This window comes from Streptomyces sp. L-9-10, assembly GCF_004151105.1.
Taxonomy (GTDB): Bacteria; Actinomycetota; Actinomycetes; order Streptomycetales; family Streptomycetaceae; genus Streptomyces.
This window is the reverse complement of the sequence record NZ_PHRF01000005.1, coordinates 384,567-401,691: the sequence shown is the minus strand read 5'-3', so window position 1 is coordinate 401,691 and position 17,125 is coordinate 384,567. Positions and strand designations below refer to the sequence as shown.

General features: G+C 69.6%; 12 protein-coding genes. 5 read left to right on the top strand and 7 right to left on the bottom strand.

The annotated features are described in order from the left end of the window. Positions 1-7: 7 nt before the first annotated feature. On the bottom strand, positions 8-361 hold the full coding sequence (locus CU044_RS01710; protein WP_129766676.1) for a helix-turn-helix domain-containing protein: 354 nt from the start codon (positions 359-361) through the stop codon (positions 8-10). A 102-nt stretch (positions 362-463) separates the two neighbouring features. Between CU044_RS01710 and CU044_RS01705 the strand changes: the two genes are divergently transcribed. Next, positions 464-1,327 (top strand): SDR family NAD(P)-dependent oxidoreductase, encoded by an 864-nt coding sequence (locus CU044_RS01705; protein ID WP_129766577.1) that lies wholly within the window; start codon positions 464-466, stop codon positions 1,325-1,327. Positions 1,328-1,363: 36 nt separating this feature from the next. Here CU044_RS01705 and CU044_RS01700 read toward each other — a convergent pair whose 3' ends face one another. Beyond that, complete coding sequence (locus CU044_RS01700) at positions 1,364-2,269, bottom strand: LysR substrate-binding domain-containing protein (protein WP_205124047.1); 906 nt, start codon at positions 2,267-2,269, stop codon at positions 1,364-1,366. A gap of 89 nt (positions 2,270-2,358) precedes the next feature. Between CU044_RS01700 and CU044_RS01695 the strand changes: the two genes are divergently transcribed. The 3 genes from CU044_RS01695 to CU044_RS01685 all read left to right on the top strand — a co-directional run bounded on the left by CU044_RS01695 (position 2,359) and on the right by CU044_RS01685 (position 6,544). Then, positions 2,359-3,684, top strand: a complete 1,326-nt coding sequence (locus CU044_RS01695; RefSeq protein ID WP_129766573.1) for an aspartate aminotransferase family protein — start codon at positions 2,359-2,361, stop codon at positions 3,682-3,684. Positions 3,685-4,040: 356 nt separating this feature from the next. Continuing rightward, positions 4,041-5,693 (top strand): thiamine pyrophosphate-binding protein, encoded by a 1,653-nt coding sequence (locus CU044_RS01690; protein WP_165371744.1) that lies wholly within the window; start codon positions 4,041-4,043, stop codon positions 5,691-5,693. Between the two features lie 119 nt (positions 5,694-5,812). After that, a complete protein-coding gene (locus CU044_RS01685; RefSeq protein ID WP_129766569.1) occupies positions 5,813-6,544 on the top strand; it encodes a Clp protease N-terminal domain-containing protein in 732 nt (243 codons plus the stop codon). Positions 6,545-6,640: 96 nt separating this feature from the next. Here the strand turns inward: CU044_RS01685 and CU044_RS01680 are convergent, their stop codons facing one another. After that, positions 6,641-7,864 carry a M20 family metallopeptidase gene (locus tag CU044_RS01680; protein WP_129766567.1) on the bottom strand — a complete coding sequence of 408 codons (1,224 nt, stop codon included), beginning with the start codon at positions 7,862-7,864 and terminating at the stop codon, positions 6,641-6,643. A 111-nt stretch (positions 7,865-7,975) separates the two neighbouring features. Continuing rightward, entirely contained in the window at positions 7,976-9,601 is a 1,626-nt protein-coding gene (locus CU044_RS01670) for an AbgT family transporter (RefSeq protein ID WP_129766565.1), read from the bottom strand. A 95-nt stretch (positions 9,602-9,696) separates the two neighbouring features. Here CU044_RS01670 and CU044_RS01665 point away from each other — a divergent pair, with 95 nt between their 5' ends. After that, entirely contained in the window at positions 9,697-10,794 is a 1,098-nt protein-coding gene (locus tag CU044_RS01665; protein WP_240045264.1) for an Lrp/AsnC family transcriptional regulator, read from the top strand. 72 nt (positions 10,795-10,866) lie between these two features. On the opposite strand, the gene CU044_RS01660 is transcribed toward CU044_RS01665, so the two are convergent. From CU044_RS01660 to CU044_RS01645, 3 genes are all read right to left on the bottom strand, one after another. After that, positions 10,867-13,812, bottom strand: coding sequence for an NHLP bacteriocin export ABC transporter permease/ATPase subunit (locus CU044_RS01660; protein WP_129766563.1), 2,946 nt, complete (start codon positions 13,810-13,812; stop codon positions 10,867-10,869). 1 nt (position 13,813) lies between these two features. Next, the gene (locus CU044_RS01655) at positions 13,814-15,943 is read right to left on the bottom strand and encodes an NHLP family bacteriocin export ABC transporter peptidase/permease/ATPase subunit (RefSeq protein WP_129766674.1); all 2,130 of its coding nucleotides are present in this window, start codon (positions 15,941-15,943) and stop codon (positions 13,814-13,816) included. A 257-nt stretch (positions 15,944-16,200) separates the two neighbouring features. Then, on the bottom strand, positions 16,201-17,007 hold the full coding sequence (locus tag CU044_RS01645; RefSeq protein WP_129766561.1) for an HlyD family efflux transporter periplasmic adaptor subunit: 807 nt from the start codon (positions 17,005-17,007) through the stop codon (positions 16,201-16,203). Positions 17,008-17,125 lie beyond the last annotated feature (118 nt).

The following is a 17,125-nucleotide window of genomic DNA, read 5'->3' as shown; positions in this document are numbered from 1 at the left end:
CAACCCCTCAGGCTTGGGGTGGGTCGGGTGGCGCGCCTTCTGTGAGAACGAGTCCCAGCAATCCGGGGAACCGCGCGTCGAACTCGGACCGCCGAAGCCGGTTGAGCCTGCGTGCCCCCTTGTCCACCTGCTCCAGCAGTCCGGCGGCGCGCAGTACCGCGAAGTGGTGGCTTGCGGTCGCTTTCGACACCGGCAGGTCGAACGTCCCGCATGCCCGGCTGAAGTCCGGCTCACCGGCGCACTCGCGCAGGATCGAACGCCGTACCGGATCGGCGAGGGCATCGAGTGCCTCCTGCAGGGTCACCTCCGTCGGGTCGGCGTGGACCAGGTTTCTGGCACGGCGCGCGACCGGCTCGGCCATGGCGGCCCCCTCCTCGGCTTGACATGTTAGATCGCCATCGTACAGTGATGAGTGTTCGATCTGCATCTAACACAATCCTTCTCCGACCCAGTGAGGCATGCCATGTCAGCGTCGATCATCAGCGGGCCGCGAGTGGCGGTGGTCACCGGGGCCAGCCGGGGAGCCGGCAAGGGCATCGCCCTGGCACTCGGACAGTCGGGGGCGACCGTCTACGTGACGGGACGCAGCCGGCAATCGTCCGACTCTCCCTACGGTGGCACGATCGCGGAGACCGCTGCGCTCATCGACGAAGCCGGCGGCAAGGGCGTCGCGGTGGCCGTCGACCATTCCGACGACGAGGCCGTGGCGGAACTGTTCGCCCGGATAGGACGCGAACACGGCCGACTCGACATCCTGGTCAACAACGCGGCCCAGGTGGTCCACGCCCCGCCCGCCGGGCGGTTCTGGGAACAGCCGCTGGAGGCAGCCGATCTCATAACGGTCGGCCTGCGGTCGCACTACGTCGCGAGCTTCCACGCCGCGCCCCTGCTGATCGCCAATCGCCGGGGACTGATCGTCAACACAGGTCACTACGGTGCTGTGGCCTACCACGTGGGACCCGCCTACGGCGCCCAGAAAGCCGGCTCCGACAAGATGGCCGCCGACATGGCCAAGGAGCTACGCCCGCACAACGTCGCCGCCGTGTCGGTCTGGATGGGCGGGCTGGACACCGAGCGCGTACGCGCACACTTCGCCGCACTGCCCGCTGAGGCCAGACCGACCGACAGGCGCGAATCCCCGCAGTTCACCGGCCGGGTGATCGCGGCCCTCTACGCGTCCGACGATCTCATGCGGCTCTCCGGCAGGGCGCTGATAGGCGCTGAACTGGGGGCGCACCTCGGTATCACCGACATCGACGGCGGCATCCCACTCTCCCTGCGCCACACCCTGGGCGGACCACCGGAACTCCACCCCAGCCTGTACTGACAACCGCTCGGCAGCCTCGTGGCGGCACGTGCACAGTCACTCACCGCCCGGCGGCGGTGGGTGGGGATGGTGGCGCAACGCGTCCAGGACGACGCGCACCGCCGCGCGAGGTGGTGCGCCACGACGGATCACCGCCGTGATCGTGCGCGTCACGGGAGTCGAGAGTTCCCTGGTGACGACGCGATACCGGGGGTCGACCGCCAGGCCGGGCAGCAACGCGATCGACAGTCCGGCCTCGACGTGCTGCAGAGTCATCAGGTAGTTGCTGAACCGGCACACCACCCGTGGCTCGAACCTCGACTGACGGCAGAGGCGAAGCGCGAGATTCGCCATGTACGACTGCGGCATGTCGAACGCCCACGGCTCGTCCGCGTAGGCCGCGATGTCCACGGTGCCGCGTCCGGTCGCGGGATGCCCCGGCGGTACCACCAGCAAGATCGGATCCGTGGCCAGCGGCACGAGATCGAGGTCCGGTCCCAGGGGGAGCTCGTCGAAGTTCGTGGTCGTGATGATGATGTCCGCGTCGCCTCCCCGCAGGGCGGGCATGCTTTCGTGGGGTTCCATTTGCAGCAACTCGACGGTGAGACCCGGGTGCTCGCGCGCCAGGCGCGTCACCGCCGGCACGGTCATGGAGTGAATCGCGCTCTGGAACGCCCCCATCCTCACCAGCCCGGCCGGCTCTTCGTCGAATCCGCGCAGCTCCGCCTCGACGGCGTCCATGTGATCGAGGATCGCCCGCGCCCGCCGCGCGAGGATCAGCCCGGCCGGGGTGAGTCGCACCCGGCGTCCCGTTCGTTCCAGGAGTCGTGTGCGTGTCTCGGCCTCCAGCAGGGCGAGCTGTTGCGAGACGTTCGACGGGCTGAGATTGGCGGCTTTCGCGACCGCCCGAATGGTGCCCAGCGTGTCCAGCCGGCTCAGCAGCCTGAGCCTCCACGGGTTCATCACGCTCATATTGTTGTGCGGTTCCACCGAACAGGAAAGCCGTCATTGCGAGATGGACGCGTCGCTCGGCGCGGCTTACCGTCGGGAGCATGGCTGCTTCGACCTCCCCGCCGTCCGCCGAAAGCTTCTGGGCCGACGCCGAAAGGCACCTCGTCCGCTACGGCGGCGAGTTCACCCGCGAGATCATCGACCGCGCCGCCGGCAGTTTCCTGTTCACCGCGGACGGCCGGAAGATCCTCGACTTCACCTCCGGCCAGATGAGCGCGCTCCTCGGGCACTCGCACCCGTCGATCGTCGCGACCGTCCAGCGGCAGGTGGCGGCCCTCGATCACCTCTACAGCGGCATGCTCAGCCGACCGGTGGTCGACCTCGCCCGACGGCTCGCCGGGACACTGCCCGCGCCGCTGGAGAAGGCGCTGCTGCTGACCACCGGCGCCGAATCGAACGAGGCCGCGATCCGGATGGCCAAGCTCGTCACCGGCAAACACGAGATCATCTCGTTCGCACGGTCGTGGCACGGTATGACGCAGGCCGCCGCGTCCGCCACCTACAGCACGGGGCGCAAGGGGTACGGCCCGGCCGCACCCGGCAATTTCGCCATCCCCGTACCGAACGCGTACCGGCCCGACTTCACCACGGATGACGGCTCACTGGACTGGAGCCGTCAGCTCGACTTCGCCTTCGACCTGATCGACGCCCAGTCGACCGGCAGCCTGGCCGCGTGCCTCGTCGAACCGATTCTGAGCTCGGGCGGAATCATCGAGCCGCCGCCCGGGTATTTCGCCGCGCTGCGGGAGAAGTGCCGGGAACGCGACATGCTGTTGATCCTCGACGAGGCCCAGACGGGCCTCTGCCGCACGGGGACCTGGTACGCGTTCGAACGCGACGGCGTCGTCCCCGACATCCTCACGCTGTCCAAGACACTCGGCGCCGGACTCCCCCTCGCGGCGGTGGTGACCAGCGCCGAGATCGAGCAGGAGGCGCACAAGCGCGGGTTCCTGTTCTTCACCACGCACGTCGCCGATCCGCTGGTGGCCGCGGTCGGCAATACCGTTCTCGACGTCCTGATCGACGACAAGCTCGACGAGCGCGCGCGGTCCCTCGGCGCGTTTCTCCGCGACGGCCTGGCGGACATCGCCGACCGCCACACGGTCGTCGGCGATGTCCGGGGCCGGGGCATGCTGGCCGGGCTCGAACTCGTCGTCGACCGCGAGACGAAGCGGACCTCGGACGAGCTGGGCGCACGGGTCACCCGACGGTGCCTCGAACTCGGTCTGCACACGAACATCGTCCAGCTCCCCGGCATGGGCGGGGTCATGCGGATCGCACCGCCGCTGACCGCCACCGAGGACGAGCTTTCGCTCGGCCTGACGATTCTGGACCAGGCGATCGGCGACGCCGGCGCAGGACTCTGACCACTCCGGAACCGCGGCGCCCCACCGCACTCGGGCAGGTGCCCTGGGGCCCGCCCAATGGTACGGCCGGCCCGAGGAGGCTCAGCCGGCCGTCGGAGCGGCTCGCGCGGTTACGCCGATTCGGTACCAGGTCAGGACTGCGGGAAGCCACTGCCCCTGTCGTCCGGGTTCGAGGTCAGGGTGCGTATTACCCTCTGGCTCTCCGGCGACGGTGCGGCGAATCACTCGGCGAGTAAATACCTCCGGTACCGCGGTCCGCCAGCGAACACCGTGGTCGATCAGGACGCTGACGGACCAACAGCCCGAAAGCAGTGCGGCCGTTGGTTCACATGAATCGAACGGAAAGGGAAACCCCCATGAAGGCATTCCAGGCCGTCACCGAAGCGATCGCCACGGAGGGGCTCGACCACTTGTTTGCCGTGATGGGGGACGCGAATCAGGACGTGATCGTGGATCTGGGCGAACGGCATGGCACGACCTTCGTGCACGCACATCATGAAGCCGGCGCCGTCGGCATGGCCGACGGTTACGCGCGGTTCAGTGGCAGGCCCGGTCTCGCGTCGGTCACCCAAGGCCCCGGCTACACCAACGCCACGACCTCGCTGGTGGCCGCGAGACTCCACCGCACACCCCTGATGGTGGTCGCCGGACATACCTCCCTGCGTGATCCGTACAACCCGCAGGGCATGGTGGACCAGTCGGCGCTGGCCAGGCTCACCACCGAAGCCAACGTTCGACTGGATTCCGTCCATAACGTGGACTACTGCCTCGGTGAGGCATTCCGTCAGATCAAGGTAAGGAAAGGGCCGTTCATCCTGAACCTGCCCCAGGACATCCAGCAGACGGAAATGCCGGACCCCAGCTGGTCATACCGCCCCATGTACTGTCCCCATTCCCTCCAGCCGCCGCGTACAGAGGATGTCGAAGAGGCGGCCAAGCTGCTCGCGGCGGCCAAACGCCCGACCATTCTCTGCGGACTCGGCGCGAGAAACGCCCAGGCGGAGTCCGAGATCCGCAGACTGGCCGAGCATCTCGGTGCGCCCGTCGCCGTCACCGTTCTCGCCGCCGGATTCTGTGCGGACTATCCGCAGTATCTGGGAATCAGTGGCGGACTGGGTTCGGATCTGACGGTGAACACCCTCACCGAGAGCGATGTGATGGTGGTCGTGGGCGCCAGCCTGAACGAATGGACGACCCACTTCGGAAAGATCCTGGAGAACGGGAAGAGGATCATCCAGATCGATGACCGGCCCGATGCCTTCGGCTGGTTCGCCCGCGTCGCCATCGGCATGGCGGCGGATGCCGGAACAGCCGTGGCGGCCCTGGCGGACCGGCTCGGCGAGACCATGGCCGCCCGCCAGCCCGACGCCGGGCTCGCGCAGCGGATCCAGGAGCAGGACAGGAAGCTGCGGAGCGTGCGGTTCACCGACGGAGACGCGACGGATCCGCGCCGGGCGGCCCTCTACCTGGAGGACGCGCTGCCGAAGGACGACCGCATCCTGGTGCTGGACGGTGGCCACGCGGCCATGGTCTGTACGAAGGCCCTCACCGCGCCGCGCGCGGAGAACTGGAGCATCGGCTGGGATTTCGGCGCCGTCGGCCAGGGACTGGCCATCGCGATCGGTGCCTGCTTCGCGCGCCCTGGCGAGCGCGTGACGCATGTGACCGCGGACGGCTCGTTCATGATGAACGTCGCCGATTTCCAGACAGCGGTGCGCCACAAGCTGCCGCTCACGGTGATGGTGTTCAACGACAACGCGCTGGGCCAGGAAAAGCATGATCTGATCCACAAGAAGCTGAACCCGTCCTACGCCGACATGCCGCAGCCCGACTTCGCGAAACTGGCGGCCGGCTTCGGAGCCAAGGGCTTCACGGTGCGGACGCCGGACGACCTCGGCGAGATCGACAGGGCGCTGGCCGTCGAGGAGGGCCCTGTCGTGGTCGACGTACGCATCAACGGTGATGTCGAACTGGCGGTCAGTTGGGAGATCGCCAAGCATCTGAGCTGAGGGGTGTCCCGTCAAAGATCCCGGCCGTGCCTGTCGGCCCGCTCACCGGCCTCGTGTCCACCATGACGGGTGTCAACCACGGGTTGACACCCGAGGAACTGTCAACCTAAGGTTGCCTCATGGTGGAACCGACGCAGATAAATAATCCAGTCCGCCTCGACGACCTCATCGAGGCCATCAAGAAGGTGCACGGCGACGCTCTCGATCAGCTCCAGAGCGCTGTCGTCGCCGCTGACCATCTCGGCGACGTGGCCGACCACCTCATCGGCCACTTCGTCGACCAGGCCCGCCGCTCCGGCGCGTCATGGACCGAGATCGGCAAGTCCATGGGCGTCACGCGGCAGGCCGTCCAGAAGCGGTTTGTGACGAAGGACGAACAGACGCCCGACGCGAACCAGGACTTCGGCAGGTTCACCCCGCGGGCCAGGAGCGTCGTCGTCGCGTCCCAGAACAAGGCCCGCGAAGGCGGTCACACGCAGATCGGCACGGGGCATCTCGTACTGGGCCTGCTCGACGACCCGGCGGGACTGGCCTCACAAGTGCTCGTCGCCCAGGGCGTACAGCTGGCGACGGTCGCGGAGGCCGTGACCGAGGCGCTGCCGGAGCCCTCCGGTGAGCCCGTGCCCGACCTCGTACCCTTCGACGCACGGGCGAAGAAGGCCCTTGAGCTCACCTTCCGGGAGGCCCTGCGGCTGGGCCACAACTACATCGGCACGGAGCATCTGTTGCTGGCGCTGCTGGAACAGGAGGACGGCAAGGGCGTGCTCAGCGGGCTCGGCATCGACAAGACGCGTACCGAGGAGCACGTGTCCGCCGCGCTGACCGCGATCCGGGAGAAGCTCCAGGAGTAGCGGTGGCGCCATCGGCCCGCCCGTGCCCGGCGGGCGGGCCCCCACAGCGGCGACGCCACCTGTTCCAGGGGGCGAGCCGCCTGTCGGCCGCGGCGACTACCCGCGAGCCGCCCCCTGTTCTCCCGCCAGGCCCAGCAGCGTCCCGGCGGTGAGGGCGACGCGGTCGGGGAGGTCGGCGACGAGGACGTGTTCGTGCCGGGCATGCGCCCCGTCGCCGGTGGCGCCCATGCCGCACAGGACCGGGCGGCCGAGGGCGGCGACGAAGTTGGCGTCGCTGCCGCCGCCGACGAACAGTTCGGCCAGGGGCGCCCGGATGTGCGTCGCGACACCGTCGGCCAGCGCGAAGAGACGGCGGCCGCCGGGGCCGGGCTGCATCGGCGGACGGTTCCAGTCGCCGGCCACGGTGATGGTGACCCGGGGGTCGGCGGCGACCAGACCGGCCAGCACCCGGTCCACCCGCTCGATCTCCTCCTGCGTGCTGACGCGGACGTCCACGAGGCACGTCGCCTCGCCGGCGATGACGTTGCGGGCCGTACCGCCGCTGATACGGCCGATGTTGACGGTCGTCCCCCGTGCCGGAGCGGCGGCGGCGACCAGGTCCCGGATGACGTCGGCCAGTGCGTGGATGGCGCTGGCACCCTTCGCCGGGTCGAGGCCGGCATGGGCTTCGAGGCCCGTCGCGGTCAGGGTGAAGATGCCGACGCCCTTGCGGCCCGCCTTGATCCCCCACTCGCCGCCCGGCTCCAGCACCAGCGTGGCCGCTGCGCCGTCGGTGGCCCGTTCGATGAGCGGCCGGGACACGACGCTGCCGGTTTCCTCGTCGCCGTTGAACACGAAACGCACGGTGGGCCGCGGCAGACCGAGTTCACGCAGGGCGCGCAGAGCCCACATCCCCTGCGCCAGACCGGCCTTCATGTCGAAGGCTCCCGGGCCCGAGACCGTCCCGTCGGTGAGGGTGAACGGCCATTCAGCGATGGTCCCGGCCGGCCACACCGTGTCGTAGTGGCCGACGACGGTCACCGTGGCGCCGTCGGCGGTGCCGTCGTACTCGGCCTCGATGACGTCGCCGAGCTCAGGTTCGCGGTGGCGTACGGTACGGCTCGGCTCGCCCAGCCGCTCGGACAGCAGTTCCTGAAGCAGATCGGCGATGGCGTCGAGGAGTGGCTTGTCGTCGCTCGGCGACTCCTGTTCGACCAGTCGGCGCAGATCGGCGAGGTAGCTGTTCCGGTGGTCCTGTTCGCGGCACCAGGACGCGATACGGGACAGCACGTCGCCGTCAGGAACGGGCAGGGGCGCGGGTGCGGATGCGGGTGCCGACATGTTCTCCGTGTTTCTCCTGTTTCTCTGGGGTCTCTGGGTCTGGGTCTGGGTCTGGGTCTGGGTCTGGGTCTGGGTCTGGGTCTCTGAAAGATGTGGGAGCAGTACGACGCGTCAGTTCGTCGGGGCTCCAAGGCCGAACGGAAGGCCCACGGAGTACCAGGCGATGAAGAGCAGCGTCCATACGACAAGCATCGCCAGCGCCACCGGAAGCGTCAGCGACATCAGGGTGCCGATGCCCGCGCCGGGACGGTACCGGCGGACGAAACCGAGGCAGAGCACGAAGTACGGGCTCATGGGGGTGATGGCGTTGGTGCAGGAGTCGGCGATCCGGAACAGCGCCCAGGTGGTCTCCGGGGCGACCTTCAGCAGCATCAGCATCGGCACGAACACCGGGCCGATCAGCGCCCACATGGCGGAGCCGCTGGTGAGGAGCAGGTTCATCACACTGACGACGAGGATGACCCCGACGAAGATGACCGTGAGCGGCACCCCGGAGGAATCCAGCAGCCCCGCCCCGGTGATGGCCATGACCTCACCGATGGCGGTCCACTTGAAGTAGGCGAGGAACTGCGAGATCGCGAAGAACAGCACCAGGATGGGGGTGAGTTCGCGCAGCCCCCGAGCCATCATGTCGGGGATGTCCTTGGCGTCGCGGACCACCCCCACCGCCCGGCCGTATGCCACTCCGGTGGCGAAGAAGAGCAGGGAGAGGAAGACGGCGATGTTGTGGACGAGCGGCGAGTCGATGACGGCGCCGTGCTCTCCGCGCAGGGGTGAGCCGGCCGGCAGCGCGGCCGCGGCGATGGCGACCACCAGCGCGAGGGCGGTGAACGCGGCGGCGCGCAGCCCCCGGCGTTCGTCGTCCGTCAGCGACAGGTCCGGGAGTTCCTCGGTCTCCGCCGGTGTCCCGTCCTCGCCCCCGGTCGCGGCCTCCGGCTCCGCGGTGTCGTCGGCCGCCATCATCGCCAGCCGGCGGGTCAGCAGCGTTTCGGCGACCAGGGTGATGACCAACGCCAGGATGACGGATGAGGCGAGCGAGAAGAAGTAGTTGGCCACCGGTGTGACCGTGTACGAGGGATCTATGGTGTGCGCCGCCGCCGTCGTCAGCGCGGCCAGTGTGGCGTCCGACGGTGTGACCAGCGGGCTGGCGGCGTGTCCGCCGGAGACCGCGACGAAGGCGACCACCGCGCCCAGTACGGGATTGCGTCCGACGGAACGGTAGGCGATCGCACCCAGCGGGATCATGACGACGAACGCCGCGTCGGAGGCGATATGGGCGACCATCCCCGTGAACGCGATCATGAAGGTGACCGCCCTCAGCGGGACCTTCGCCAGCGCGGCCCGCAGCATTGCGGTGAGGAGCCCGGCCCGGTCGGCGACCGATACGCCGAGCATGACGACGAGGACGACCCCGAGCGGCGGGAACGTCGCGTAGTTGTCGATCAGGCCGTCGAGCATCATGGTCACGCCGGCGTCCGAGACCAGGCTGCGCACCACGACCGTCGCCCCGTCCGTGGGCGATTCGGCGGAGACTCCGAGGCCGTTCAGCCCCCAGCTCAGGACGACCAGGGCCGCGCTGAGTATCACGAACAGCCAGAACGGATGCGGCAGCCTGTTGCCGACGCGCTCTATGACGCCGAGCGTCCGCAGCGTGAACGCCACGGACCCCGCCGGGCGCTCCACCGTCGTCTTGGTCACCACATCGACCCCTTCCTGCGTGGCGGATTGATTCGCCATGGGATCCCATGGTGGGTGAATGTGTCAATGAACCCTTGATTATCAGCTGTTTCGACCGTGTAACTTTCTGACAGTGAAGAGATTAGGATCAAGGCATGCCCTCGCCCACCGTCACCATGCGACGGTCATCCGCGCGCCCGGAGGAACGGTTGCTCGATGACGTCGACCTCGATCTGGTCGCGGCGCTCCAGATAGCGCCCCGCACCCCGGTCAACGCGCTCGCCGAGGTGCTCGACAGCTCGCCCAGCACCGTCGCCCGCCGTCTGTCGCGGCTGCGCACGGAGCGGCTGCTGCGGGTGGTCGGCCGACTGGACTGGCCACTGATCACCACGGAGAACCCGCGTCAGGTGTGGATCACATGCGAACCGGGACGCTCCCAGGAGGTCGCGCGGCGCATCCTGGAGCTGGCCGAGGTGCAGACGCTGCTGCTGACGACCGGCAACGCCGACATCTATTGCAGCGTCTACCCGCTGCTCGGGACCGATATCTTCGATCTGCTGACCAACCGCCTGCCCGGTATACCGGGCATCGTCTCCACGGAGTCCCAGCTGGTCCTGCGCGCCCACACCATGGGCCAGACCTGGCGGCTTCACCGGCTCACGGGCGAGCAGAGCGAGCGGCTCCACGAGCACGCCGTACAGGTCACGCAGGAACGGCGGACCTCGCCGGAGCAGTTGTCGGAGCTGGAACGGCGCACGGCGGAGCTGATGGTGGCCAACGGGCGGATCCCGGCCGCCGACATCGCCCGCGCGCTGGACGTCAGCCGCTCGACGGCGTACCGCACCTCGCAGTCACTTCTGGAGTGCGGTGCCCTCTGGCCCCGGGTGGAGATCGAACCCACCCTGCTGGGCTTCCCGCTCAACGCCCTGATGTCGTTGACGGTCCTCCCCCAGGCCATCCCGGGCCTGCTCGACACCCTGGGCAGCCATCCCTCCGCCCGCTATGTGTCGATGGTGGCCGGCTCCTCGTCGGTGATCCATTACGGCGTCTTCCGTGACGAGGAGGACCTGGCCCGCTTCATCACCACGGATCTCGGGGCCTTCCCCGAGGTGACGACGGTCAATACGTGCGTGGGTGTCCGCGTACTGCGCCGCCACTGGACAGCCCGCGACGGCGTCCGCCTCGGCGACCGGGTCGACGGTTTCCTTCGCCATCTCCGGCCGGTGAACGACACCGCCGAGGCGCGGGACTGACCACGCCCCGCGAAGCCCCGTGGCGTGGCGAAGCCGCTGAACGGCCGTCGGCCCCCGCCGCTGACGTGGCGGTCAATGGGTGAGCTGGCGCCGTACCAGCTCGTGAAGCCGGCCGTTCGTGTCGGCGAGCAGGTCGGCCGGCGGCCCCTGTTCCACGACGCGGCCGTCCGCCATGACGAAGACGCGGTCGGCGTCCATGACGGTGGACAGCCGATGGGCGATCACGAGGCGGCTGGCACGGAGTCTGCGCGTGCTCTCGGTCACGACGCGCTGCGTCGCGTTGTCCAGGGCGCTGGTGGCCTCGTCGAAGAACAGGATGCGGGGACGGCGGATCAGGGCCTGGGCGATCATCAGGCGCTGGCGCTGCCCGCCGGAGATCGCGCCGCCGCCGGAGATCAGGGTGTGCAGGCCCATGGGCATGCGTTTGATGTCGTCGGCGAGACCGGCCATCTCCGCGGCTTCCCACACCTCCTCCTGGGAGAACGTCTCGGCGCCGCTGACGCAGTCCAGGATCGACCCGGTGAACGGCTGCGCGTTCTGCAGGACGACCCCGCACTGTCGGCGCACGGCCGCCTGGTCGAGAGCGGCCAGGTCCTGGCCGTCGTACAGCACACTGCCCGAGAGCGGCTGGTCGAAGCCGATGAGGAGCCGGAGCAGGGTGGACTTTCCGCAGCCGCTCGGGCCGACGATCGCCACGAACTCGCCCGGCCGGATCTCCAGTGACACGTCGTCCAGAATCAGCGGACCACCGGCGGAATAGCGGAAGGAGAGGTTCCGGGCCTCGATCGCGCCGGACAGGACACCGGGCTGGGTGCTGGCGGAGCGGACCTCGGGGGGCTCGTCCAGTACCGGCGTGATCTGTTCGAACATCGGCAGTGCGGCTGCCGTCGAGACGAACGCCCCGGTCAGCTGGGTGACGGAGGTCAGCAGCATCGTCATGGAGGTGTTGAAGGTGAGGAATTCGGCCGCCGACATGCTGTCGCGCGCCGGACCCGCCAAGAGCATGAACATGGCGAGGGAACAGAGCGGCAGATAGACCGCGTCGAGGACCGTGGTCAGGTTTCTGATCCGGCCCGTACGCTGCTGCAGTTCGCGGGAGCGGGCGAACTCGTCGGCCCACGCCGCGTACGCGAAACTCTCCGCCGCCGCGACCCTCAGCTTGGGCAGCCCGCGCAGGGTCTGGAACGCCTGGTTGTTGAGCTTGTTGCTCAGCTCCACGAGCCGTCGCTGCCAGCGCACCTGCCACAGTCCCATCCCGAGGAACACGGCCGCGATGACGATCAGCATGGCGATCGCCGCCAGCGCCAGCGGCACGCTGAACCACAGCAGCAGTACGAGATTCATCGCGCCGACCGTGCCCGCCTGCACGGCCACCGGGCCGACGCCGGAGAGCACCCGGCGGATGGCGCTGATCCCCATGGCCGCACTGGCCAGTTCGCCGGTGGAACGGCCGGTGAAGAACCTCGCGGGCAACCGCAGCAGCCGGTCCCAGACGGCGGGCTGAAGCACGCTCTCGATCCGGCCCTCCAGACGAAGCAGGGTCAGGTTCTGGAGCAGCGCGAACGCGGCGGCGACCACGCTGGTGATCATGACGGCCAGCGAGACCTGCGCGATGAGGCTCGTCTCGGCGTTCGGTACGAAGACCCCCAGCACCTGTCCGGTCGCGATCGGTACCAGCGCGCCGAGGCCGACCGTGACCAGCCCGCTCAGCACGAGATTCCGGGCGTCGGCGCCGCTGCCGCGCAGTCCGAAGCGCATGAGCCGCACCGGTGTCATGGGCCGGTCGGGCAGCGGCCGGTAGAACATGACGGCACGCGGCTCCAGTTCCCCGGCGTTGTGCGGGCCGAGCCGCATCCGCAGCCCCGAGGCCGGGTTGACCGCCTCGTACCGGCCGCGCCGCCACAGCAGCGCGACCGGCGCGCCGGACTTGGCCCAGTGGCCCACCAGCGGGCCGGCGTCCGTACGCCACCAGTTCCCGTCGAGCCGGACCGCACGGGTACGGATCCGGGCGGCGACGGCGATACGTTCGACGGGACCGACGCGATCGTTGACCGGACCGCTCCTCGGCGGTCCCGAGAGGGTGATGCCACCGGCTTCGGCGACCACCTGGCAGATGGCGAAGGCGGCTTCGTCACCGCCCGTCCCGGGCTTTCCCGTCGCGCTCCGACCGGTTCTGGCGGGCCCGTCGATGGAGGCGATCAACGCCTGGTCCGCCTGTGCGCGTACCGCCTCACCTGCCTTGATACCGGCCGCGGTCCGATCGGCGTGGGCGTTCTCCAGCCGCTCGATCCACCGGTCGACCGCGGACAGCAGCCGGTGCTGCTGGTTGACCATCCGCTGCCACAGCGCGCCGTCGACCAGCAGGTCACCGGCCGCCTCGGCGCTGTACGCGGCGCCGTACGCCACGCTGCCCGGCGGGACCTGCATCCACAGCAGGTCGTCATCGTCGGTCAGAGCGTCGTCGCCACCGGGGCGGCCGTCCAACGGCGCTTCCAGCAGGACACCCAGACCGCGGCCGATACCGAGCGCGAACGCGTGCTCCAGCGGAGTCGGTGCCGGTGGCCAGGTCCCGTCCGCGCCCGGCTGCGCGTACGGCCCGGACTGTCGCTGATCCTGCTGCGGGTCATGCTGCCCGTACCGGTCGTACTGCCGCTCGTACGGGTCGTACTGGGCGTACGGGTCGTACCGCTGCTCGTACTCCGCGCGGTACAGCTCGCGCAGCGGGATCCGGCGCAGCAGGCACTCCTGCGAGGGCTTGCCCGCCAGGGTGTGCTGTGCGCCGTCGACCGGGCCGAGCAGCAGCGCACCCGCTTCGAGGCGGCCGAGATAGTGCCAGTGGCCCTGCTCGGCCGCGTCGACGGCGAAGAGGTCCAGCGTCCCGTCCATGACGAGCCACAGCACATGCGGCCCTTCCAGCGGCACGCTGCCGAGACCGGTGTGGTCGAGTGGCGCGCCGAGGGCGCCGAGGGCGTGGATCACCGCGCCGGTGCCGTCCGCGGGCGGGGGAACGGACGCCATCTCAGTGCTCCTTGACGAGTTCGGCGTACGGACCGCGGGCCGCGACGAGGTCTTCGTGCCGCCCCCGCTCGGCGATCGCCCCGTGGTCGAGCACCACGATCTCGTCGCTGTCCCGCACCGTGCTCAGCCGGTGGGCGATCACCACGCACGCACAGCCCCGCCGTCGCAGATTGTCGATGACCAGCCGCTCGGTCCGCGCGTCCAGAGCGCTGGTGACCTCGTCGAGAACGAGGATGCTCGGTCGCCTGACGAGTGCCCTGGCGATCTCCAGACGCTGCCGCTGCCCGCCGGAGAAGTTGCGTCCGTCCTGCTCGACCCGGCTGTGGACGCCTCCGGGGCGCCGGACGACCACGTCGTACAGCGCGGCGTCCTTGAGCGCCTCGACAACGGCGTCGTCCGGTATGGACGGATCCCACAGGGCCACGTTGTCGCGGACGGTCCCTTCGAAGAGGAAGACGTCCTGGTCGACGAAGGAGACCGAGGCGGCCAGCGCGCCGCGGGAGATGTCCTCCAGCCGCTGCCCATCGATACGGACCGTCCCCTCCCAGGGCCGGTAGAGTCCCGAAATCAGCCTGGACACCGTCGATTTGCCACTGCCGGAGCCGCCGACGAGCGCCACCTGCCGTCCGGGGCCGACCGTGAGGGAGAAGTCCTTGAGCAGCGGCGCGTCCAGCGGGCTGTAGCCGAAGGTGATGTTCTCCAGGCGCACATGGCCCGTCAGTCTGCGGGTGTTCGGGTCGTCCGGCGTCGGGCGCGTGTACAGCTCGTCGGCCGGGAAGCTCTCGACGTCCTTCAGCCTGGCCACGTCGGCGGCGAAGTCCTGGACCCGGCCGGCGACTCCGTTCAGCCGGGTGATCGGCGCGGTGAAGCGCGTGACGAGGGCCTGGAACGCGACGAGCAGGCCGATGGAGATATGGCCCTCGACCGCGCGCAGTCCGCCGATCCAGAGGATCAGCGCGCTGTTGAGTGTCGCGAGGGCCGGTGCGACGACGGCGAGGGCGGCGGTGGGTACGCCGAGGCGCTGCTGCACCTCCAGTGTGGTGGCGTGCTGGCCGGCCCAGCGGCGGAAGTAGCCGTTCTCGCCGCCGGTGGCCTTCAGGGTCTCGATCAGCTGGAGGCCGGTGTACGAGGTGTTGGTCAGCCGGGCACTGTCCGCACGCAGTTTCTGGGTGTGGGTGGCGCGCAGCCGGATGACGATCCGCATCGCGACCACGTTGAGCAGCGCGATCAGCACTCCGACGACGGTGAGCTGTGGGTCGTACGTCCACAGCAGGACGGCGTAGAGGATCACCACCACCCCGTCCACGCCGGCCGCCGCGAGGTCCCGTGCCAGTGTTTCGGCGACCGTGTCGTTCGACTGGAGCCGCTGGACCAGATCGGCGGGGCCGCGCTGGGCGAAGAAGGTGACCGGCAGCCGGAGCAGGTGGCGCAGGAACCGGGCGCTGCTCAGCGTCGACGAGATGATGCGTCCGCGCAGCAGATTGGCCTGCTGCAGTCCGGTCAGTGTGGCGGTGAGCATCACCATCGCCGCCATCGCCGCGAACAGAGGCCCGAGCAGCGAGGTCTGCTTGCCGATCAGGAACATGTCGATGTACGTACGGCTCAGCGCGGGCACCACCGCGCCGACTCCGACCAGGAGCAGGCTGGCGAACAGGGCGGCCAGGAGCGTGCCGGTCGTGCCGCGCAGCCGCGCCGGTACCGCGCCCAGCACGCCCTGCTTGCGGCCGCCCTCGCGGAAGTCGGCCGACGGCTCGAAGACGAGCGCGACCCCGGTGAAACTGGTGTCGAAGTCCTCGGGGGAGACGAAACGGCGGCCCTTGCCGGGGTCGTTGACGTATACCCCTCGACGGCCCAGTTTGTGTCCCGTGCCGTCGTAGACGACGTAGTGGTTGAACTCCCAGAAGAGGATGGCCGGTGGCCGCACCCCGGCGAGCGCCGCCGGTTCCATCTGCATGCCCTTGGCCTGGAGACCGTAACTCCGCGCGGCCTTCAGCAGGTTGCTCGCGCGGGAGCCGTCGCGGGACACACCGCACGCGATGCGCAGCTCTTCGAGCGGGACGTGGCGCCCGTAGTGGGCGAGCACCATGGCGAGCGAGGCGGCGCCGCACTCCACGGCCTCCATCTGGAGGATGGTGGGCGTGCGTACGGCCTTCGGCTGCTTGGTCGCGGCGGACCTGGCGCCCCGGGAGCGCTTCGGGGGCTTGGCGGCCCTGCCGGACTTCGAGGGCCTGGGGGACTCGGCGGACTCGGCGGGCTTGGCGGGCTTGGCGGTCCGTCCGGGCCGCGGAGGCCGGGCGGGCCCGGGGCGGTGCCGGCCGTGCCCGGCCGGCGCGGGCCGTTCCCGTGATCCGGGTCGCTCGTCCGGCGTCGCCGAGGTGTTCGGTACGGTCACGGCAGCAGCCAATCGATCGGACGCTGCTCGGCCAGGTGGATGGTGCCGTCGGCGAGCGTCATGGAGTCGACCGCGTACGGCGGACCGTCCGAAGTCGACCAGGTGAATCCGGACGTGGTGGACGAGGAGCGGTCCAGCTGTACGAGGACGGGGACGGGCTGTCCGTCCTTCGAGAAGTGTTCGCCCAGCTGGTTGCTGCCGAGGGCGCCGGCGATCCGCTGGGCCGTCAGTCCGGTCCGTCCCACCGACGTCACCTCACCGCGCAGAACGCCGTACCGCTTGGCCGGCACGGACTGGACGGTGAGATCGACCGAGGCTCCCACCGCGATCTCGGAACCGTTGTCGGCCGGCAGGTACAACATCGCCATGAGCGGATCGTCCGGGCCGTCGATCCGCTCCACGGCCGCGACGTCCGTGCCGGTGGTGACCACGGAGCCGATCGTCGCGACGAGTGTCGTCACCCGGCCCGCGGCGAGCGTGCGGACGACGGCGGTCCCGCCCGCTGTACGGACCTTCAGAAGCGGTGTGTTGGCGGGAACGCGCTTGCCCTCCTCGACGAGCACCTCGGTGACCTGGCCCGCGACCGGGCTCTGCAGGACGTAGCTGCCCTGCCCGTGGGTGAGGATTCCGGCGGCGCCGACGGTGGACGACAGGGAGCCGGTCACCGCCCAGACGGTGGCGGCGGCCATGACCACGACCGTCACGGCGAGGACCAGACAGCCCTGGGGCCGGGCGAAGCGCACCGGCAGGTCTATTTCCTCCGGCGACCGCAGCTTGGCGAGCGCCTGCTGGCGGAACTGCACGACACACTCCTCCCTTCCGGGCCGTTCTTCCTTCCCGGCCGTTGGGTCCTGGCCGGGTCTCGGTCGGGTCTCGGTCGGGTCTCGGGCGGCCGTATGCCCCGGAACCTGGAGCGGCACC